This window comes from Exiguobacterium sp. s161, assembly GCF_018619045.1.
In the GTDB taxonomy this organism is placed as follows: Bacteria; Bacillota; Bacilli; order Exiguobacteriales; family Exiguobacteriaceae; genus Exiguobacterium_A; species Exiguobacterium_A indicum.
Genome location: NZ_JACSNH010000004.1, coordinates 141,565 through 160,320 on the forward strand (window position 1 = coordinate 141,565; position 18,756 = coordinate 160,320).

General features: G+C 46.4%; 20 protein-coding genes. 5 read left to right on the plus strand and 15 right to left on the minus strand.

Features of this window, described 5'->3' with window-relative positions; all coding sequences use genetic code 11:
* Positions 1 to 185: 185 nt before the first annotated feature.
* Entirely contained in the window at positions 186 to 1,679 is a 1,494-nt protein-coding gene (locus tag KNQ14_RS11915; RefSeq protein WP_047390672.1) for a peptide MFS transporter, read from the plus strand.
* A 44-nt stretch (positions 1,680 to 1,723) separates the two neighbouring features.
* Here KNQ14_RS11915 and KNQ14_RS11920 read toward each other — a convergent pair whose 3' ends face one another.
* Complete coding sequence (locus KNQ14_RS11920) at positions 1,724 to 2,980, minus strand: purine/pyrimidine permease (RefSeq protein WP_231681714.1); 1,257 nt, start codon at positions 2,978 to 2,980, stop codon at positions 1,724 to 1,726.
* A gap of 173 nt (positions 2,981 to 3,153) precedes the next feature.
* Here KNQ14_RS11920 and KNQ14_RS11925 point away from each other — a divergent pair, with 173 nt between their 5' ends.
* A complete protein-coding gene (locus KNQ14_RS11925) occupies positions 3,154 to 3,849 on the plus strand; it encodes an alpha/beta hydrolase (RefSeq protein ID WP_214748757.1) in 696 nt (231 codons plus the stop codon).
* Positions 3,850 to 3,956: 107 nt separating this feature from the next.
* Here the strand turns inward: KNQ14_RS11925 and KNQ14_RS11930 are convergent, their stop codons facing one another.
* The 5 genes from KNQ14_RS11930 to KNQ14_RS11950 all read right to left on the minus strand — a co-directional run bounded on the left by KNQ14_RS11930 (position 3,957) and on the right by KNQ14_RS11950 (position 9,931).
* Complete coding sequence (locus KNQ14_RS11930) at positions 3,957 to 4,892, minus strand: carbohydrate kinase family protein (RefSeq protein WP_214725133.1); 936 nt, start codon at positions 4,890 to 4,892, stop codon at positions 3,957 to 3,959.
* Positions 4,879 to 5,772, minus strand: coding sequence for a PRD domain-containing protein (locus KNQ14_RS11935; RefSeq protein ID WP_323679827.1), 894 nt, complete (start codon positions 5,770 to 5,772; stop codon positions 4,879 to 4,881). The genes KNQ14_RS11930 and KNQ14_RS11935 overlap by 14 nt, the downstream gene beginning before the upstream one ends.
* A gap of 76 nt (positions 5,773 to 5,848) precedes the next feature.
* Entirely contained in the window at positions 5,849 to 7,261 is a 1,413-nt protein-coding gene (locus tag KNQ14_RS11940) for a sucrose-specific PTS transporter subunit IIBC (RefSeq protein WP_023469730.1), read from the minus strand.
* 169 nt (positions 7,262 to 7,430) lie between these two features.
* Positions 7,431 to 8,234, minus strand: a complete 804-nt coding sequence (locus KNQ14_RS11945; protein WP_214861146.1) for an endonuclease/exonuclease/phosphatase family protein — start codon at positions 8,232 to 8,234, stop codon at positions 7,431 to 7,433.
* Positions 8,235 to 8,320: 86 nt separating this feature from the next.
* Positions 8,321 to 9,931, minus strand: a complete 1,611-nt coding sequence (locus KNQ14_RS11950) for a PTS transporter subunit IIBC (RefSeq protein ID WP_251138397.1) — start codon at positions 9,929 to 9,931, stop codon at positions 8,321 to 8,323.
* A 313-nt stretch (positions 9,932 to 10,244) separates the two neighbouring features.
* Between KNQ14_RS11950 and KNQ14_RS11955 the strand changes: the two genes are divergently transcribed.
* A complete protein-coding gene (locus KNQ14_RS11955; protein WP_075642904.1) occupies positions 10,245 to 10,526 on the plus strand; it encodes a helix-turn-helix domain-containing protein in 282 nt (93 codons plus the stop codon).
* A 55-nt stretch (positions 10,527 to 10,581) separates the two neighbouring features.
* On the opposite strand, the gene queF is transcribed toward KNQ14_RS11955, so the two are convergent.
* From queF to KNQ14_RS12000, 9 genes are all read right to left on the minus strand, one after another.
* The gene (gene queF, locus KNQ14_RS11960) at positions 10,582 to 11,070 is read right to left on the minus strand and encodes a preQ(1) synthase (protein ID WP_023469726.1); all 489 of its coding nucleotides are present in this window, start codon (positions 11,068 to 11,070) and stop codon (positions 10,582 to 10,584) included.
* A gap of 13 nt (positions 11,071 to 11,083) precedes the next feature.
* Entirely contained in the window at positions 11,084 to 11,800 is a 717-nt protein-coding gene (queE, locus tag KNQ14_RS11965; protein ID WP_214729113.1) for a 7-carboxy-7-deazaguanine synthase QueE, read from the minus strand.
* On the minus strand, positions 11,797 to 12,252 hold the full coding sequence (gene queD, locus KNQ14_RS11970; RefSeq protein ID WP_023469724.1) for a 6-carboxytetrahydropterin synthase QueD: 456 nt from the start codon (positions 12,250 to 12,252) through the stop codon (positions 11,797 to 11,799). Before queD ends, queE begins: the two co-directional genes overlap by 4 nt.
* The gene (gene queC, locus KNQ14_RS11975; RefSeq protein ID WP_023469723.1) at positions 12,249 to 12,905 is read right to left on the minus strand and encodes a 7-cyano-7-deazaguanine synthase QueC; all 657 of its coding nucleotides are present in this window, start codon (positions 12,903 to 12,905) and stop codon (positions 12,249 to 12,251) included. Before queC ends, queD begins: the two co-directional genes overlap by 4 nt.
* A gap of 171 nt (positions 12,906 to 13,076) precedes the next feature.
* Positions 13,077 to 13,727, minus strand: coding sequence for a bacillithiol biosynthesis deacetylase BshB2 (bshB2, locus tag KNQ14_RS11980; RefSeq protein WP_214861147.1), 651 nt, complete (start codon positions 13,725 to 13,727; stop codon positions 13,077 to 13,079).
* The gene (locus tag KNQ14_RS11985) at positions 13,724 to 14,092 is read right to left on the minus strand and encodes a YojF family protein (RefSeq protein WP_023469721.1); all 369 of its coding nucleotides are present in this window, start codon (positions 14,090 to 14,092) and stop codon (positions 13,724 to 13,726) included. Before KNQ14_RS11985 ends, bshB2 begins: the two co-directional genes overlap by 4 nt.
* Positions 14,093 to 14,153: 61 nt before the next feature.
* Entirely contained in the window at positions 14,154 to 14,969 is an 816-nt protein-coding gene (gene pdxK, locus KNQ14_RS11990) for a pyridoxine/pyridoxal/pyridoxamine kinase (RefSeq protein WP_214861148.1), read from the minus strand.
* Positions 14,970 to 15,100: 131 nt separating this feature from the next.
* Positions 15,101 to 16,105: an inorganic phosphate transporter gene (locus tag KNQ14_RS11995; RefSeq protein WP_023469719.1), complete on the minus strand. Its 1,005-nt coding sequence runs from the start codon at positions 16,103 to 16,105 to the stop codon at positions 15,101 to 15,103.
* Between the two features lie 16 nt (positions 16,106 to 16,121).
* Positions 16,122 to 16,739 carry a DUF47 domain-containing protein gene (locus KNQ14_RS12000; protein WP_023469718.1) on the minus strand — a complete coding sequence of 206 codons (618 nt, stop codon included), beginning with the start codon at positions 16,737 to 16,739 and terminating at the stop codon, positions 16,122 to 16,124.
* Positions 16,740 to 17,080: 341 nt separating this feature from the next.
* Between KNQ14_RS12000 and cbpA the strand changes: the two genes are divergently transcribed.
* Positions 17,081 to 17,719, plus strand: coding sequence for a cyclic di-AMP binding protein CbpA (gene cbpA, locus KNQ14_RS12005; protein WP_023469717.1), 639 nt, complete (start codon positions 17,081 to 17,083; stop codon positions 17,717 to 17,719).
* A 60-nt stretch (positions 17,720 to 17,779) separates the two neighbouring features.
* Positions 17,780 to 18,550: a pyrroline-5-carboxylate reductase family protein gene (locus KNQ14_RS12010; RefSeq protein ID WP_214861149.1), complete on the plus strand. Its 771-nt coding sequence runs from the start codon at positions 17,780 to 17,782 to the stop codon at positions 18,548 to 18,550.
* Positions 18,551 to 18,756 lie beyond the last annotated feature (206 nt).

An 18,756-nucleotide genomic window follows, 5' to 3' on the forward strand; every position in this document is an offset into this window, starting at 1 on the left:
GACTCATCAAATGATTTGCGGTTGAATGGTAAAGTGCTGTCTCATATATAAAAAAAGAAGTGAGACAATTCAGGCAAAACAGTGTATTCGTATCCTATCTGTTTCGTCACGCTTATCGTTTGGGGAAAGCGGGAAAAGATGATGGATTATGCACTTATTTAGGATTGATGAAAGGAGCCGATCATATGGCAGAGTTTGATCGCGATCAGGTCTACAAGACCGTTCCGCAAAAAGGATTCTTCGGGAATCCGAAAGGGTTGTTCACCCTCTTCTTCACTGAGTTTTGGGAGCGTTTCTCCTACTATGGCATGCGTGCCATCCTTATCTTCTACATGTACGATTCAGTTGCCAACGGTGGTCTAGGTATCGATAAGACGACAGCTGCGTCAATCATGGCCGTTTATGGTTCGCTCGTCTACATGTCAGGGATCATTGGGGGATGGGTAGCTGACCGTTTACTCGGTACGTCACGCACCGTCTTCTATGGTGGTATCTTGATCATGCTAGGGCATATCGTCCTTGCTTTACCAGCAGGCATTACAGCCCTCTTCATCTCGATGGGACTCATCGTCATCGGTACTGGTTTCTTGAAACCGAACGTATCGAATATCGTCGGTGACTTGTACAGCAAGACGGATAACCGTCGCGATGCTGGTTTTAGTATCTTCTACATGGGGATCAACGCTGGTGCATTCCTCTCACCACTCGTCGTCGGTGAAGTGGCTGACCGCGGTGGATATCACGCTGGTTTCGCACTCGCTGCCATCGGGATGTTCGCAGGACTTGTCGTCTTCGTCTTGACGAAAAAGAAAAACCTTGGTCAAGCGGGTACGTACGTCTTGAACCCATTAAAAGGGGACGAGAAAAAACGTTTCATCACGATCGCATCAATCGTTGTCGTCGTGATTGCTGTACTCGGTGTCGTTGCATCGATGACAGGACTGTTGACGATTTCTCGTTTTACTTTAATGGTCACGATTCTCGGGATCTTGATTCCGATCGCTTACTTCACAGTCATGCTTCGTAGTCCAAAGATCACGGATGATGAGCGCTCACGTTTGATTGCGTATATTCCGTTGTTCATCGCAGCAGCGATTTTCTGGGCAATCCAAGAACAAGGTTCATACGTCCTCTCCATCTTCGCAAGTGAACGGACGAACCTTTCATTCTTAGGATTTGAGATTCAACCGGCATTCTTCCAATCGTTGAATCCGCTCTTCATCATCGTATTAGCACCTGTTTTTGCGAGCTTCTGGGTCAAACTCGGTGACCGTCAACCAACGACGATGCAAAAGTTCTCGTTTGGTCTTCTGTTCGCCGGACTTTCGTTCATCGTCATGACACTACCAGGTATCCTGTTCGGTGTGGAGACGTCAGTTAGTCCACTCTGGCTTGCACTAAGCTTCTTCCTCGTCGTCATCGGTGAGCTCTTCTTGTCACCAGTCGGTCTATCGGCAACAACAAAATTGGCGCCGGCAGCCTTCTCGGCGCAAACGATGAGTCTGTGGTTCTTGACGAACGCAACAGGTCAAGCGGTCAACGCACAAATCGTTAAATACTACACGAATGATACGGAGATTTTGTACTTCGGTATCACAGGTATCGTTGCCGTCATCTTCGGATTACTCTTGTTCGCTTTCGCACCAAAACTTCAAAAATACATGCGCGGTATTCGCTGATGCATGAAAAAAGACGCTTTCTCAATCGAGAAAGCGTCTTTTTATTAATCATTCGTCCGAATATGGCGTAACCCTTCTGCAAGCAAGGCGACCAATGTTCCGAGGACGAGACCGTTTGACATCAAGGTCGTCACGAGTGGCGGTAAATCGGCCGTTGCCCCTTTTGGTAGTAACAACGCACCGATGCCGACGAGGACCGGGAGACCGACCGTGATCATCGCCGTTTGACGATTCAAGTCGCGGGCTGCTTCCGTGACGCCGATGATCGCCATCCCGGCAACAATCGGTGCGACCATCGCATAACCGACAGCGACGGGGATTTTAGCGATCAACCCGACGAATGGTGTCACGATACTTAGGAAAAGGCACGTGATGTTCGCATAGACGAACGCTTTGCGGTCCGTGTTATCTGTTGAGGCAATGAAACCAGCTGTTCCGGAAATGGCGACAGGACCGACCGTACCGAACAGACCAGCGAAGAGTTGCCCGATACCAGCCGTGATACCAGCTGTTCCGACTTGTCCTTTGACGGTTTCACCACGCTTGGCACTGATGATCCGTTCGATGACCTTGATGTTCGCTAAGACGTTCGTCATTAACAACAACGAGATGATGAGAGCTGTCGGTAATAAGCTCCAGTCGACATGAATACCGCCGAACGGCAATAAACTCGGTAAAGTGAACAGTGGACCATCGAAACTTGGCATCTCAGCACGACCGATCAATGCAAACATGCTCCAACCGACGAGTAGCGTGATTAATAAAGCGTACTGGCGTAAGCGATCACTTCGTTCTAAATAAAGCGAGATCAAGACCGTCAGAATCGAGATGACGGCAGGTAATACTTGAATTCGTCCATCCTCGATATTGAGCAATCCTTTCATGACGGATCCGGACAGTTGTGCCGACAGCAGTAGCATGTAGACACCGATGACTTGCGGTGTAAAAAGAGGGACTAAGCGCCGTAAGACACCCGTCATTGTCAAGACGATACAGATGATGCCGCTGAGTAGGAGTAAGAATCCAAGCGACTGTAAAGTGTTTGAATAACTGCCGTACAATGTGACACCAATCGACGAATAGAGGGCAAATACACCCCACCAAATTCCAGCAGGACCTTCCATGATCGGTAGACGGTGTCCGAGCAGGACTTGAAAGAGACTTAAGATGGCAAATACGAATAGACAACGAGATAAGAAGGAAAGCGTCTCGGCACCCGAGAGTTCAAACGATGCTGCGATGGCAAGAGGCGGGGCAATGTTAGTACAGATGATGAATAAAAACCATTGAATCGTAGACACAAGGGTACGCGGCAAAACGTGAATCTCCTTTCGAAAAAACAATATTGGTTTCATCTTAAACCAATTCATGAAAAAGCGATAGGGATGCTTACAATGACTGAAAATTCTAATATTTGTTTTCATATGTGATTTAACACATAATATTGGGTATAACGGTAACGGGAGGGAATGAAATGAAAAAATGGAGTATCAGAATCATTGGAACGATTGCTGCGCTGTTGGCACTGCTCGTATTTGCCTTCATGATCTGGGCGCAGTTCGATTATGATGCATCTCCCCAAGCGATATCTTACGTGGAGACAGCTACACCACGTGAAGTGACATTTGGAAAAAAGACGAGTGACGTTGGATTCATCTTTTATCAAGGGGCAAAAGTTGATGCAACGGCCTACAGTTATTACGGCAAGCAACTAGCGAAAGACGGGCACTTCGTCGTCATCCCAAAGCTACCGTTTCGGATTGCGTTGCTTGACTCAAGCGAAGGACTCGATATCATCGAGGATTATCCCCAAGTAAAAAAATGGTATCTGATCGGGCATTCGCTCGGTGGAAGCGCAGCTTCGACGATCGTCGAACAACATCCGAAAATTAAGGGGATCGTTTTCCTCGCGTCCTATCCGATTGATTCGATTGATGTGCCCTCGTTGACGATTTATGGTGGACGAGATGGTGTCTTACCAGTCGCTGATATCGAAAAAAGTAAACAGGACGTTCGAAAAGATGCGGTATTCCATGAAATCAAGCAAGGGAACCATGCGAACTTTGGTATGTACGGTCGACAAAAAGGGGATAACAGCAGCCCATTAACGCCAAAAGAACAACAGGACGAGTCGTTAGATGAAATCAAACGATTTATCGATACACCTTAATCAATTCTCTTAGTGAATAAACGACTCATCAATCAAATGAAAAGGATGGAGAGATTCTGGCACTGGGTCCGGAATCTCTCCATCCTTATTTCTACTGAGTTATCGATTCAACTCAAGCGATGAGCGACTTCGTCGAGCGTTGGCAAAGCAGCCATCGCTCCTTTGACGGAAGCAGCAAGTCCGCCTGAAATCGCTGCGAATCGACCGATGTCGCGAAGTTCATCTTCAGACCAATCAAACGAAAAATCGCGTAACGCACACTGGTAGAGTAAACCGGACATGAAGGCATCTCCAGCTCCTGTCGTATCGATTGCGTCGACCGTAATCGCATCGATGACAGCCATCGCACGATCCGTATAGAGAATCGATCCTTCACTTCCTCGCGTGATGGCAAGAAGACGAATCGGATATTCAGCTAACAATTCAGCAGCCCCGTCATCAAGATTCGTTTGTCCAGTTAGAAACGTCAATTCTTCCTCAGCAAGTTTGACGATTTGTGCATCCGGTAGGACAGACCGGATCGTCGTCCGCGCTTCGTCAAGATTCGGCCATAGCGACTCTCGTAAGTTCGGATCGTAAGAGACTGGTACTTGGTGCGCTTTTGCACGTGCGATGGCTTTTCGTGTCGCGTTGACGGATTCTCCAGTAATCAAAGAGATCGAACCGATGTGTAATAAATCGACGGACGTGAAATCCTCCGGTACATGTGTTTCGTGGAATTGCATATCAGCACGCTCCGCGTTGATGAACTCGAACGACCGCTCTCCATCCTGACCGTTTGTAACGAGCACAAGTCCTGTTTTTTGCGTCGAATCGTGGACGAGATGATCGGTACGAACACCATAATGATGTAACGTATCTTTCAAGAAGTGTCCCATCGAATCATCACCGACAGCTCCAAGAAAATAACTATCAGCGCCTAATCGAGCGAGTCCGACAGAGACATTGGCAGGAGCACCTCCAGGATTTTTTTGAAACGTCATGTTTTCAGTATCAAGAGGAATCAAATCAATCAATGCTTCCCCTAAACTAAAGATTTTCATACGTAGAACTCCTTTCAAGATCCGGACGAATCCGTTCGATGTGTAAAGCCATATAGCCGATTTCTGATTCAGGTACACGTGTATCGAGTTCGACAGTCAACCAATTGCCCATTTGACTCGCACAGGCATAAGCCTCAGCATAACGTGTTTTGACGGCAGATAAAATCACATCATCCATGTCGTGTAAGGTTTCTCCTTGTTCAATCCGGGCGAGGACCAATTTCATGTGCGTAAAGAAACGATAATACGTCATTGATGAGGTCTCGATCGTTTGTCCAAAAAAGACTTCGATCTGTTCACGTAGTTCATTGAGTAACGTAACCGTCTGCAAAGCAGTCGCCATATTCGGATGCGTTTGGCGTGCATTGTATAAGTGAAGCGCGATGTTCGCAGCTTCTTCTTTCGGTAGCGTAACTTGTAAGGCACGCTCAATCTCAAGAACTGCCCATTCTCCAATCGCATACTCCGGTCCATACAAAAGGCGAATCTCTTCTGCCAATCGATTATGCACGACGAGTTGTTCACGTGCTAATCGTACGGCATGAGCAAGGTGGTCCGTCAGACTGACGTGAATATAGTCATGAAACGGCGTTTGGAGCTCACCTTCTGCATGTGAGATGATGCGTTCCGATAAATCAATGATCTCAAGTGGTGTCGTTGTCAGAATCTCTTTGAACTGTTCTGCATTTTCAAATGAAGGGATGAACATTTTTTCGATCTTCGTCGCTTGAATCGGATCTTTTTTCTTTTTTCCAAAAGCAATACCTGGTCCCATGACGATGCGTTCCTGTCCATTTTCTTTGACGACAACAGCATTGTTATTGAGGATCTTATGAATAATCAGCCTGACGTCCTCCTTTCCGATCTTTTCTTTTATTATAAAGCGAACTTCAGCGCTTTGCGAACTGACAAATGCGACCACCGAGCCTGAGGACTCGGTTTGGTCGCATGAAGGATTAAGCAGCAACGTCCGTTTCTTTTTGTTTCCGTGCATCGAGACGCATCAAGACGACAGTCGAGATGAAAGCAGTGACGACTGCAATGGCGAACCCGACGAGATAGTTGATCAAGTTTGACGCACCGAGTGGCGCGACGATCGCAATCATCGGAATTCCAGTTAATCCATAAGCGTTCGCAGCGACTTGTGTCAAGACGACATAACCGCCACCGATCGCACCACCAATGGCACCACCGATGAATGGTTTTCCAAGACGTAAGTTGACACCGTAGATGACGGGTTCTGTGATTCCGAGAAATGCTGAGAACGCAGACGGTAGGGCGAGTGCTTTGAGTTTAACGTTCTTCGTCAAGAAGTAAACGGCAAGTCCGGCACCACCTTGAGCGACATTCGCCATCGACCAAATCGGTAAGAGGAAGTTCTTTCCGATACTCTTATCTGCAAGTAATCCTGCTTCAATCGCATGGAAACTATGGTGCATCCCTGTGATGACGATTGTCGAATAAAGTCCACCGAAGAGAAGACCGGCGACGACTGAGAACTGTTCATAGAAGAAGACGAGTACGAATGAAATGCCTTTTCCGAGTAACGTTCCGATCGGACCAATGACGATCAATGCCAGGAATCCAGTGACGAGAACCGTAACGAACGGTGTCACGAGTAAGTCAAGCGTCTCGGGTGTCCGTTTCCGAACTTGTTGTTCAATCTTTGCCATGACCCAAACGGTTAAGAGAACCGGGAAGACCGTTCCTTGATAACCGATCAACTCGATGTTCATTCCGAGGAACTTCATGACTTCCGGATCACTATTACCGAGCGTCCAAGGGTTTAAGAGGGACGGGTGTGTCATGATTCCCCCGATGACGGCACCGAGGTACGGGTTCGCACCGAATTCACGGGCTGCCGAGAAACCGATTAGAATCGGTAGGATGATGAAGGCAGAAGACGAGAACATATCCAGTAGTTGGACGATCGGTGAATCACCGTCAACCCAACCGAAGGCCTTGATCATACCGAGTAATCCCATCAAGAGACCGGCTGCGACGATTGCCGGAATGAGTGGAACGAAGACGTTCGAGAGCGAGCGGGCAAGACGGGCGAACGGATTTAATTTTTGCGATGCAGCCTTTTTAACGTCGAGTGGTTCCTCGCCATCGACCTTTACACCGGCAAGTGGTGCAAACGCAGCAAATACTTTGTTGACGGTACCGGTTCCAAAGATGATTTGGTATTGACCAGAACTTGAGAAGGCGCCGCTGACACCATCTAAGTCTTCAAGTGCTGCTTGATCGACCTTTGATTCATCATGCAAGACAAGACGTAAACGCGTCGCGCAGTGAGCAGCAGTGATGATGTTCTCGCGTCCACCGACGAGTTCGAGCACACGTTTAGCAGTTTGTTGATAATCCATCGGAAAAGTCCTCCTTTTTCATGAAACGTGCTGAATGAGACAAAAAAAGGCAAGACCGAACAACACCTCTCCTAACGAGGTGTCATTTCGGTCTTGCCAGCCGTACTGTCACAATCCGCACTATTGATTTGATTTCATCTTAAAGGAGAAAAGAAAGCGTTGTCAATACTTAATGCTCATTTTTTTGAATCTGAATATCGACCTCAACACCGTAGTGATCGGAAACGACGGGACCGTGAATCCCATCGAATACGACCCCGACGCGTTCGACGTCAATTTTCCGATTCGATAAGACGAGATCGATCCGCAATCCTTGTTGATTGTCTTCCCATCCATCGATGTTGCCATTGATCGTCTCAATTCCGACCGTTTCCTTAGCTAGTAGGAAGACGTCGTGTAATCCTCGTTGCATCATATAGTCATAACCTGTATTTCGTTCTAAAGCATCGTTGTTGAAATCACCGAGGAAGAATGTCCATTCGAGTGGATCCATCCGGGCCATCAAATGATTGAATTGTTCCTGGAACGGTTCGACTTCATCTGCCCACCAGCCAAGATGGCATGTATTGAACGTAATCGGTGTACCGTCGACTTGGATTGTCGCACGGACGATTTTTCGCGATTTCCAATCGAATGTATCTTGACTGCGGCTGACATAATAACTGTCCGATTTTAGGATTGGATGTTTCGTCAAAAGAGCGAGTCCTTCTTCATACTTATCATAGCCGATATGAGCAAAATCCCAGACGAGGGAGTAGGTTTGACCTTGTTCTTTTAACGCTTGCTGGATCAAATAGGCAAAGTTATCGTTGCGCACATCGTCATAGACGATCGGTGTGTCCATCAATTGACTCAATTCTTGTAGTGCGATGACATCATAATCTTGAGCGAGAATTTGTTGAACGATCTGGTTTAATTTTTCGAGTGGCTGTTCTTCCTGCCACGAATGACAATTTAATGTGAGTAGACGCATGAGTGGTCCTCCTGATTTTTTAAATAAGAAAGGTGAAACTCTTATAAAAGAGCTTCACCTTTAGGTAGTTCCCTAATCTCGCAGGTTTATGCGCCGATCCGGTCTTGGATATCTGATTTTAAGATATCGGCTTTTGGACCGTAGATGGCTTGCACGCCATTGTTCTTAAGGATCAGACCAAGTGCACCGTTTGCTTTCCAGTCTGCTTCTTTTGCAACAAGCGCTGGATCTTTGACAGTGACACGAAGACGCGTCATGCAGGCATCGACGTCCTCGATGTTTTGCTGTCCACCAAGCAAATCGATGATTTGTGAAGCTTGCGAACCGTCGGCAGGAGCTGATGTCGCAGCAGCCTCACCTGAAGCTTCAGTTGTAGATACGTTGATATCGTCCAGATAGTTCCCGTTACGACCTGGTGTCGCATAGTTGAACTTCTTGATGACGAAACGGAACGTGAAGAAGTTCAAGAAGAAGAAGAACACACAGACACCGATGAAGCGAATTAAATCACCAATTAATCCAGCTTTTGCAATCAATGGAATCCGCGTCAAGAGTTCGATCGCACCGAATGCGTGAATCCGAAGATGCATGACATCTGCTAGTGCGAAGGCAACACCTGTTAGTACAGCATAGATGACGTAAAGAACAGGAGCGATGAACATGAACATGAATTCGATTGGCTCCGTGACACCTGTCAAGAAGACCGCAAGTCCAGCAGATAAGAAGACTGGTTTGTATGCTTTCTTCTTATCTTCATCAACTGACATATACATTGCGACAGCGATACCGATCAATGAAGCAAGTGATGTGACGACTTGTCCTTCTTTAAAACGAGCAGGAACGACACTGTTGATCAAATCATTGTATCCTTGTGTGTTGCCGGCTTGTTTCAAGTTGACAAGGTCAGTGATCCAAGCTAACCAAAGCGGGTCTTGACCAGCAACTGTCGATCCTTGAGCAGCACCTGTCAGGATTTTGTACGTTCCACCGAGTTCCGTGTAGTTCATCGGGACAGTCAACATGTGATGGAGACCGAACGGAAGTAATAGACGCTCGAGTGTACCGTATACGAACGGTGCAATGATCGGTGCAGAATCACGTGAAGAGGCAATCCAGCGACCGAAGTCATTCAATAAGCCTTGAACGAACGGCCAAACGAGTGATAAGGCGAATGCTGCAACGACTGATCCACCGATGACGACGAATGGTACAAAACGTTTTCCGTTAAAGAATGCAAGTGCATCTGGCAATTTACTGAAGTTATAAAATTTATTAAAGAGAACGGCACCAAGGAAACCAGAGATGATTCCGACGAATACTCCCATGTTGAGAGCCGGTGCCCCTAAAACTGAAGTGAAATAATCTTTTACGATGAGCTCAGAACCAAGCAATGAATCGACCGTTGCTTTTGGATCCGTGATCATGTCAGTGTTGACGCCGAAGATAGCTCCTGTGACGCGGTTGATCAAAATGAAGGCGAGTAACGCTGCGAACGCACCACCAGCACGTTCTTTTGCCCATGACCCACCAATCGCGACGGCGAATAAGACATGAAGGTTCGTAATGATGGCCCAACCTAAATCTTCAACGATTCGAGCAATCGTTTGCATTAACGCGATATCGCCTCCATACATGCCGATCAGTTTCCCGACCGAGATCATGATTCCTGCAGCAGGCATAACCGCGATGACGACCATCAAGGCTTTACCGAGTTTTTGCCAAAAATCGAACGAAATAGCATTTTTCAAGATCATTCACTCCTTTTTATCTCTTTTTCTCTAATATGTGTGTAAGAACAGTGCAATAATGTAAGCGATTAATGCAACCGTTTGCATATAGAATTGTAAGCGATAACTTTTTAAAAAGCTAGTGTTTTATAAGAAAAATATTTGAAATTTTATTTTGATTAAAAATTGATAGTTCGGAAAGGTATTCAGATTTAAAAAAAGTGGGAATAAGACTACAGTGAACGTTGTCTAGTTTTAAAAGAAGAAAGGATGTTTGAAGCGGATGAAAGAAGGGATTCAACCGATCGGACAGTACGGACAGCGGATTCGTACGTTACGAGAACGTCATCAGTTAGATCAAAATACATTAGCAGAGTTAACTGAGACGACACCTGAGATGATCCAGCGTATTGAAAGTAGCATTGCCCATCCCTCATTTTCAATGATTGAGCGACTGGCCCGTGTCTTACATGTCCCTTCGGATCACTTAATTCGGCATATCTGGCCACCTGAGGTCATCCGTCAGCAGGATAGCACGTCCTTGATCGACCTTCCATCTAGTTGATGAGCATTAAAAAAGAGGAACAAAGGGATTTCCCCTTGTTCCTCTTTTAGTCGTCTTAACGATTATCGATCGTTTCAGGATAGAGATCGTGATTGAATAGACGGTGCTCTGCCATTTGTTCGTATTTTGTACCAGGCTTGCCGTAATTGTAGTATGGATCAATCGAGATTCCACCGCGTGGCGTGAATTTCCCCCATACTTCAAGGTAGCGAGGTTCCATCAATTTCACGAGATCTTTTCCGATGACGTTGATGCAGTTCTCATGAAAATCACCATGGTTACGGAAGCTGAATAAGTACAACTTCAGTGATTTTGATTCGACGAGTTTTTCGTCTGGGATGTACGAGATGTAAATCGTTGCGAAGTCCGGTTGATTCGTGATCGGACAAAGACTCGTGAACTCTGGTGCGTTGAATTTCACGAAGTAATCATTTTCTGGGTGACGATTCGGGAATGCTTCGAGAACTTCAGGTTGGTATTCAAAAATATATGGTACGGCTTTTTGGCCGAGTAACGATAAGTCGTTTAAATCTTCAGGTCGCATGAATCATTTCTCCTTAGACGCCACGATCGTTCGCGAAAACGAGGGCATGTAGTTGTGGTAGGACGCGCGCATGATTGAAGCGTTCATCACGGGCGACGCGTTCCCAAAGTGTTTTTAAATCGTGTAGCATGCGTGGAGCGATCGTTCCTTCTTCGTGCGGATCGGGATTTCCAAGTGAGAGATAGAGCGTTTTTAAAGCGTATCGCTCAGAAATCATCGCCGCAAAATCGAGGTCTTCCTCATTAAAGATAACGATTTTGACGGCGCGCTGTTGTTCCGGTAAACGTTTAAAAAAGACATCCAAGCGATCGAAATCAATCTTCATCCCACTTGAAGGTGGTTTAGGGCTAAGTGTGACGTCATCGATATCAAGCAACCAATTTTGCCAGTAGGAGCCTTGTGTCTCGACGGACATCGTGATGTTTCGTTCTTTTAGTGCCGCAACCAGTGTGCCGATTGATGCATGAAGTAACGGGTTCCCACCAGAAATCGTGACATGTCCGTAAGAGCCGAGTGTATCGAGGCGTTCTATGATCGTCTCTGCCGTCAAGAGTTCAGGTTTTTCAGAACCATCCCATGTGAAGGCGGAGTCACACCACGAACAGGAGTAGTCGCAACCGCCGGTCCGGACGAACATCGTCTTTTGACCAATCGATCGTCCTTCTCCTTGAAATGTTGGTCCGAAAATCTCGAGAACCGGAATTTTTGGTGTTTTCGTTAAGGCACTCATGCTTCGTTCATCCACTCACGACGGACTTCAGCAAAAGCAGTCGGTGTCTCATAGAGCTTGACGAATTCGACACGAAGTCCACGCTCATCCGGAAGGTGTTGTCCGAGCGTCTCGAAAATCCAGGCTGCCATGTTTTCAGCTGTCGTATTCATGTATGGTAACGATTCATTCAGGTAGCGGTGATCCAACAGTGGTTCGAGATGTGTTTTGAAGATTTTTTTGAGGTCACCAAAATCGAGTGTCATACCGCGGTGATCCAAAAAACCACTGATTCCCATATCGACATGGTACGTATGACCGTGAAGGGCACGGCATTTTCCATCATAATCATATAGGTGGTGTGCTGCGTCGAACGTCAGTTTTTTAACGATCATGACGCGGGATTTCGTATAGATAAGCGAGTCGCCAGTCGGGCGCTCGACCGTTTCAGGTGCTTCGTAATTGAATGTCATGTGTGTTGAACCTCCTTGATGTATGCATCTAATCCATTTTTCCGTAATTCACAGGCTGGGCATTCGCCACAACCATCTCCAATGACGCCGTTGTAACACGTCAACGTGCGATTTCGAACGAAATCAAACGCACCGAGCGAATCGGCAAGCGCCCACGTCTCTTTTTTGTCGAGCCACATGAGTGGCGTGTGAAGTACGAATGGATAGTCCATCGCAAGGTTCAATGTCACGTTGAGTGACTTGATGAAGGCATCACGGCAGTCAGGGTAACCGGAAAAGTCCGTTTCACATACGCCAGTGACGATATGACGGATTCCGCGTCCTTTCGCAAGGACGGCTGCGAACGAAAGAAACAGGTGATTTCGTCCATCTACAAAAGTAGAAGGAAGACCATCTTCATTCGTCGTGATGGTTTGGCTGTGGTCAGTCAAGGCGTTACTCGTCAGTTGACTGAGAAGAGAGAGATCAAGCTCATGGTGTTTGACACCAAGCTCAGAGGCGATGTCGCGTGCGACTTCGAGTTCTTGTGCATGACGTTGTCCGTAATTAAACGTCACGACTTCGACTTCTTCGTATTGTTTCAGTGCTTGAAACAAACAAGTCGTTGAGTCTTGGCCGCCACTAAAGACGACAAGAGCACGTTCGTTTTTCATAATGTACACTTCCATTCCTAGTTTTTGTAACGGAGGAGGTTACGAACTCCGGAGACGTAGTCTCAACTATTCACACTAGCAGAAGCCATTGAAAAAGTCGACGTTTTCTGATGAAGACAAAAAAAGAGATGCGTATCGTCGATCGGACGGTACGCATCTCTTGCAAGAAGATTAAAGTGGATAGTGATAGTAGCGTTCTTTGACGAGTAGATCTCGAATGTTCGAATCTTCCGAGATGACTTTCATCAGACCACCTGTTTGTGAAGCATGCGCTTCGAGTGCTTTGATCTTTTGATCCGTATAGGCACTGACATCATGAATGAACGTTCCTTCCCCGAGCTCTTCTTTCGTATTGTTCGCGAAAGCGACCGCAAGAAACTCTGGGCGATCAGCAGGATCCATCATCCGAAGGGCACGAACGACGGCGCGAGCTGTCGCTTCATGATCGGGATGGACCGCGTAACCCGGATAGAACGAAATCAAACGAGTTGGTTGTATCTGTTGAATCAAGGCAAGAATACGGTCAGCAAGTGCTGCTTCATCCTCGAATTCAACGGTCTTATCACGAAGTCCCCACATTTGGAGATCCGAAATCTTCATTTTTGCAGCAGCATCAATCAACTCGCGTTTACGAATCGTTGCGAGCTGTTCACGGTTCGTAAAGACAGGACGTCCCATGTTACGTCCCATCTCACCAAGTGTCAGACAAGCGTACGTGACAGGACCACGGTTTTCAGCGTGTTCGATGATCGTACCGGCAGAACTGAAAGCTTCGTCATCCGGGTGAGGGAAGACGACGAGTAAATGATCTTCGTGTGTCATGCGTCTACCTCCTCTGCACCTTGAGCGAATGGTGTCGGGCTAAGTTCAAAAGCAATTGCAAGACGTCCTTCGATATCGTGACCGGCAATCAACAATTGTTCCCCAGCAAATTCGAAGTCAGTCAATCCTTCACCGTATAACCAGCCGTGGGCAAGTTTCAAACCGATCCGGTAAGGTCCATTTCCTGTGATCAGACCACGTTCGTAAGTGATTTCCGCATTACGGAAAAACATCCCTGCGCTATGGAAAGTTGGATCTTGGTGTGTCGCGTAAGCACCGTTCGTCGTCTCGACGTGTACATATAACGGTGTATTCGCATGTTCGTCGATATAACGCTGTATTTCTTGTACATCAATGGCTTGCATAAACTTTTCTCCTCTCCTATACAGAAAGAAGTCCGCGGATATCGCGGACTTCTTAAGCGGATCAAGACTGGACTGTACGATATGCAGCGTGATCAGTTGGTCCGACGTATTCATTCAAACGGAATGAATGACGAATCGCGGAAGTGATGAAAGATTTTGCTGTACGGACAGCAGCTTCTACTGATGCACCTTTTGCGAGTTCGGCCGTGATTGCTGCAGAGTACGTGCAGCCAGCACCGTGCGTGTACGGTGTCTCGATTCGTTCGTCCTCAATCAGGATAAACTCTTTTCCGTCATAAAGCACGTCAACTGCTTGTGGATGGTCAATCTTGCTGCCACCTTTGACAAGAACGTATTGCGCACCTTTTTCATGAATCCGCGCTGCTGCAAGTTTCATCTCGTCGATCGTTGCTGGTGTTTTACCAAGACCCGACAGTTGTCCGGCTTCGAAGACGTTCGGTGTGACGACCGTCGCAAGTGGTGTCAAGACATCACGAAGTGCGTTTGCTGTATCAGGGTTCAGCACTTCGTCTTCGCCTTTACAGACCATGACAGGATCGATCACGACGTTTTGAACGCCGGATGATTTGATTTTCTCAGCAACGGCTTCAATGATTTCGACAGTCGGGAGCATACCCGTCTTCATCGCATCAACACCAATACCTCCAAGGACCGTGTGGATTTGTGTCCGGACGAGTTCTGTGTCGATTGGGTAAACCGCATGGTGCCAAGAGTGATCAGGGTCTTGGGCGACGATGACCGTCAAAGCATTCATTCCATAGACACCAAGTTCTTGGAATGTTTTCAAATCAGCTTGAATACCAGCTCCACCGCTCGTGTCGGAACCAGCAATCGTTAAGGCTTTACGTTTTGTCATGGGGCATTCCTCCTAAAGAAATAGACAATCCTTCTTGTTCTTCATCATAGCGAATTATGGGAAAAACAACAACTATCGACGCTTCTAACGTACACAAAACCCCACCTGTTTTGAGTAGGCGGGGCAAGTACTTATTTAATGAATAAGAAGTCGAGAATATAGTAGATCAAGGCAGCGAAAGCCATCGAAATTGGCAATGTGATGACCCATGTGATGAGCATGCGCTGTGCTGTTCCCCACTTTACACCTTTCTTACGGTGTGATGTACCTACACCCAAGATGGCAGAAGAGATGACGTGTGTCGTCGAAACCGGAAGATGAATCGCTGTCGCTCCAAAGATGATCGCTGCTGATGTTAAGTCAGCTGCAACCCCGTTGACCGGACGGATTTTCATGATTTGACCACCGACGGTCTTGATGATCCGCCATCCACCTACAGATGTTCCGAGACCCATTGCGATCGCACATGAGAGTTTAACCCAAGTCGCAACTTCGTGATCTGTTTGATAACCAGATGAGATCAAAGCAAGCGTGATGATCCCCATCGCTTTTTGTGCGTCGTTCGTACCGTGTGTATACGACTGCAAAGCAGCGGTTGCAATTTGAACATGACGGAAGCGACGATTCGTCTTCGCCAAGTTTCCTTTTTTGAAGATGACTTTAAAGATTGCATAAACGATGAAACCGAGTGTGAATGCGAGCACTGGTGAAATGAGCAAGGCTTGAACGATTTTCAAGAAGCCTTTTGCTTCGATTCCTCCGAATCCGACAGAGGCAACAGCAGCACCAGCAATCGAACCGATCAGTGTATGCGAAGAACTTGACGGAATACCGAAGTACCAAGTCAAAAGGTTCCAGGCAATGGCTGAAATCAAGGCAGCGATAACGACGTAGCTACCATGTTCAAGTGTTGACGGGTCAACGATGTCACCAGAGATCGTTTTTGCGACTCCAGTGAACGTGATTGCACCTAGGAAGTTCATCGATGCAGCCAAGATGATGGCATGACGTGGTTTCAACGCACGAGTCGACACCGAAGTCGCGATCGAGTTCGCTGTATCGTGGAAACCGTTGATGAAGTCGAAGCTAAGTGCGAGAATCACGATTATGGCGGTGATGATAAACAGGCTATCCATCTCGTTAGCTCCTCACTTAAGCGTTTTTCATGATGATCGTTTCAATGACGTTAGCTGCATCTTGGCAGTAGTCCGCGATTGATTCGAGCGATTCATAGATTTCTTTATATTGGATGATTTTAATTGGATCTGTTTCTGTTGCGAACAATGCTTTGATCGATTTACGGCGTAGGTTATCACAAATCGTCTCTTGTTCTTTGATTTTGATGACGTGTTCACGCATCGGTTGCAATTTACGTGCAACAAGAAGATCCATTGACATCGCGAGTTCTGTGACAGCGATGTTGATTTCATCGACGAACTTGATCATGTGCTCGTCTGCTTGAACGATATTGTAGATTTCGAAGATCGCTGAACATTCTTCAAAACCGTCTAAGACGTCATCAAGTGCGTTAGCAAGTGCGAGTAAGTCTTCACGGTCGATCGGCGTGATGAACGCATTGTTTAAGTCGATGATCAACTGGTGCATCAAATCGTCCCCAGCTGTTTCGAAGTCTTTTACTTTATGTGCAAATTCTTTTACATCCGCGATGCCGTTGATTTTAAAGTCAACGAAGAATTGCGAAGTCGTTTTTAAGTGTCCTGCGATTTCGGATAATTTCACTGCGAATGGATCTTGTTTTTTACTAAACATTTCTTCTGCCTCCATATTAAGAACAAGAATAGAATAGTGAAGTAACTTCACGAGTTCGATTGTAGCAGACGGTATTGTAAAAGAATACATTTATGAAGCGTCTTTACGAAATCTTAATAAATCTTAATACGGAAGTGATTGTAGATTTAATAAATTGTCTGACAATGGTAAAAGTGAAGTGTACTTGATTGAAATGAGTTGGATTACGTTGTGATTGCAAGAGATTGTCTTGTGATTGTAAGAATAAAAGCGCATCAGAAGTGGGAAAAGAGGATATGGCGCATGAAAATCGAATGATATGATTAAGTCTGCGTAATTAGGTAAAAGAGGAGGATTTTATTATGCTCGTACAAAGTTTATGTATTCCGAAGCATCAATGTGTCACGATTTCCGAGACAGCGACGATTCGTGAAGCACTCGACACACTTGAAAAAACCGGATACCGCTGTGTCCCGGTCCTTGACCAATCAGGACAGGACTTTAAAGGGAACATCTATAAGATGCACATCTATCGGCATGGGATGAATGGTGGCAGCTTAGACGACAACGTCATGTCGCTGATTAAGAATACATCCAAATACATCTATACAGGAAGTAATTTCTTTGAAGTCTTCTTCTCAATCAAGGAATTACCGTATATCGCGGTCTTAAATGATGACGGTCATTTCTTCGGTATCCTGCCACACGGAAAAATGCTTGGAATGCTTGAAGAAGCATGGAACCGTGATTCTGGAAGTTACGTCCTGACAGTAGCCCTAAGTGAACAAAAAGGGGCACTTGAGAAGATCTCGAAGATCGTCAACAAATATTCAACGGTCGCGAGTCTGATGACACTCGATGCGAAGAGTAGCGTCATGCGTCGTGTATTGATTACATTACCGACGGATTGTGACGAGAAGACGAAGAAAAAAATCGTTAAGAAACTTGACGATAAGGGACTTCGAGTCGTTGCTGTCGAAGATTTAGCCGTTCGTGTATAATGGACCCGCACAAGACCAGTTCATGACTGGTCTTTTTTTGAGGGAAAGGAAGGATAGATGATGAAACTATTAATAGTAGGAGCCGGTGCGATGAGTGAGGCACTCGTTCAAGGATGGGTCGCTTCTGGATTTGCACGAGAAGATATCACGATGACGAATCGGAGTGGCGGGATACGCTTGACAGAAGTCGCAGCGCGACACGGCGTTCAAACGGTCGAGCAGGAGGACGTCTCCTTATACGATCTCGTCATGCTGGGCATGCAACCCGATGGTGTACTCGACTATGTAGCGAATCAACAATGGACGAATCAGACGATCGTTTCGATTGCTGCACATATTACACCATATGAAATCGAACAGTTGGCAAAACGTCCGACAGTTGCTGCCATGCCAAATACCCCAGTCGCACACCGTTTAGGAATGACTGGACTATGGTTCGGCTCACGCGTGAATGAAGAGATCCGAAGTGTAGTCGAGGCATTATTTGGACGTGTCGGAGAAATTGCGGAAGCAAATGAATCGACGATGCCTGCATTCATGGCGGCAGCTGGATGTAGTCCTGCTTTCTTCTATGAAGTCGTAGCTGGTATGGTGCCGGTTTTGACGGATGCTGGTTTTGAAGAAGGAAATGCACGTCGAATCGTTGCTCAAGCGATGAAAGGTTCAGCTGAAATTCTCATGCGCTCCGACGCAAGTACGGATCGTCTGATTGCCGATGTTGCGGCATCTGGTGGACCGACGGATCGTGGCGTCCAAGTGCTACGAGAGCGTCACTTATTCGATACGATGCAAGCGGCACTACGAGAGAGTTCACGCGAAGCAGACGAATAATGGATTCAAAAGAGGCTGACTCAAAAAGAATGACGCGTCTTTTCACGTCCTTATCTTTGTAGAGACTGACATTTGAGTCAGTCTTTTTTTTCGTTCACGAAAGTTTCACGTGAAACATAAACAAAGCGATTGCATCTTCAAATAAGAATTCGTACACTGTAAAAAGAAACCGTCCAGACGGTACAGTAAATATGAGGGAAGGGGGA

Bases quoted from the DNA above. Each gene is read 5' to 3' on its own strand.
- KNQ14_RS11915 (WP_047390672.1), top strand. From the start codon at position 186: ATGGCAGAGTTTGATCGCGATCAGGTCTACAAGACCGTTCCGCAAAAA.
- KNQ14_RS11925 (WP_214748757.1), top strand. From the start codon at position 3,154: ATGAAAAAATGGAGTATCAGAATCATTGGAACGATTGCTGCGCTGTTG.
- KNQ14_RS11930 (WP_214725133.1), bottom strand. From the start codon at position 4,892: ATGAAAATCTTTAGTTTAGGGGAAGCATTGATTGATTTGATTCCTCTT.
- KNQ14_RS11940 (WP_023469730.1), bottom strand. From the start codon at position 7,261: ATGGATTATCAACAAACTGCTAAACGTGTGCTCGAACTCGTCGGTGGA.
- KNQ14_RS11945 (WP_214861146.1), bottom strand. From the start codon at position 8,234: ATGCGTCTACTCACATTAAATTGTCATTCGTGGCAGGAAGAACAGCCA.
- KNQ14_RS11950 (WP_251138397.1), bottom strand. From the start codon at position 9,931: ATGGTCGTCATCGCGGTTATGCCTGCTGCAGGAATCATGATCTCGGTC.
- KNQ14_RS11955 (WP_075642904.1), top strand. From the start codon at position 10,245: ATGAAAGAAGGGATTCAACCGATCGGACAGTACGGACAGCGGATTCGT.
- queF (WP_023469726.1), bottom strand. From the start codon at position 11,070: ATGCGACCTGAAGATTTAAACGACTTATCGTTACTCGGCCAAAAAGCC.
- queE (WP_214729113.1), bottom strand. From the start codon at position 11,800: ATGAGTGCCTTAACGAAAACACCAAAAATTCCGGTTCTCGAGATTTTC.
- queD (WP_023469724.1), bottom strand. From the start codon at position 12,252: ATGACATTCAATTACGAAGCACCTGAAACGGTCGAGCGCCCGACTGGC.
- queC (WP_023469723.1), bottom strand. From the start codon at position 12,905: ATGAAAAACGAACGTGCTCTTGTCGTCTTTAGTGGCGGCCAAGACTCA.
- bshB2 (WP_214861147.1), bottom strand. From the start codon at position 13,727: ATGACACACGAAGATCATTTACTCGTCGTCTTCCCTCACCCGGATGAC.
- KNQ14_RS11985 (WP_023469721.1), bottom strand. From the start codon at position 14,092: ATGCAAGCCATTGATGTACAAGAAATACAGCGTTATATCGACGAACAT.
- pdxK (WP_214861148.1), bottom strand. From the start codon at position 14,969: ATGACAAAACGTAAAGCCTTAACGATTGCTGGTTCCGACACGAGCGGT.
- KNQ14_RS11995 (WP_023469719.1), bottom strand. From the start codon at position 16,105: ATGGATAGCCTGTTTATCATCACCGCCATAATCGTGATTCTCGCACTT.
- KNQ14_RS12000 (WP_023469718.1), bottom strand. From the start codon at position 16,739: ATGTTTAGTAAAAAACAAGATCCATTCGCAGTGAAATTATCCGAAATC.
- cbpA (WP_023469717.1), top strand. From the start codon at position 17,081: ATGCTCGTACAAAGTTTATGTATTCCGAAGCATCAATGTGTCACGATT.
- KNQ14_RS12010 (WP_214861149.1), top strand. From the start codon at position 17,780: ATGAAACTATTAATAGTAGGAGCCGGTGCGATGAGTGAGGCACTCGTT.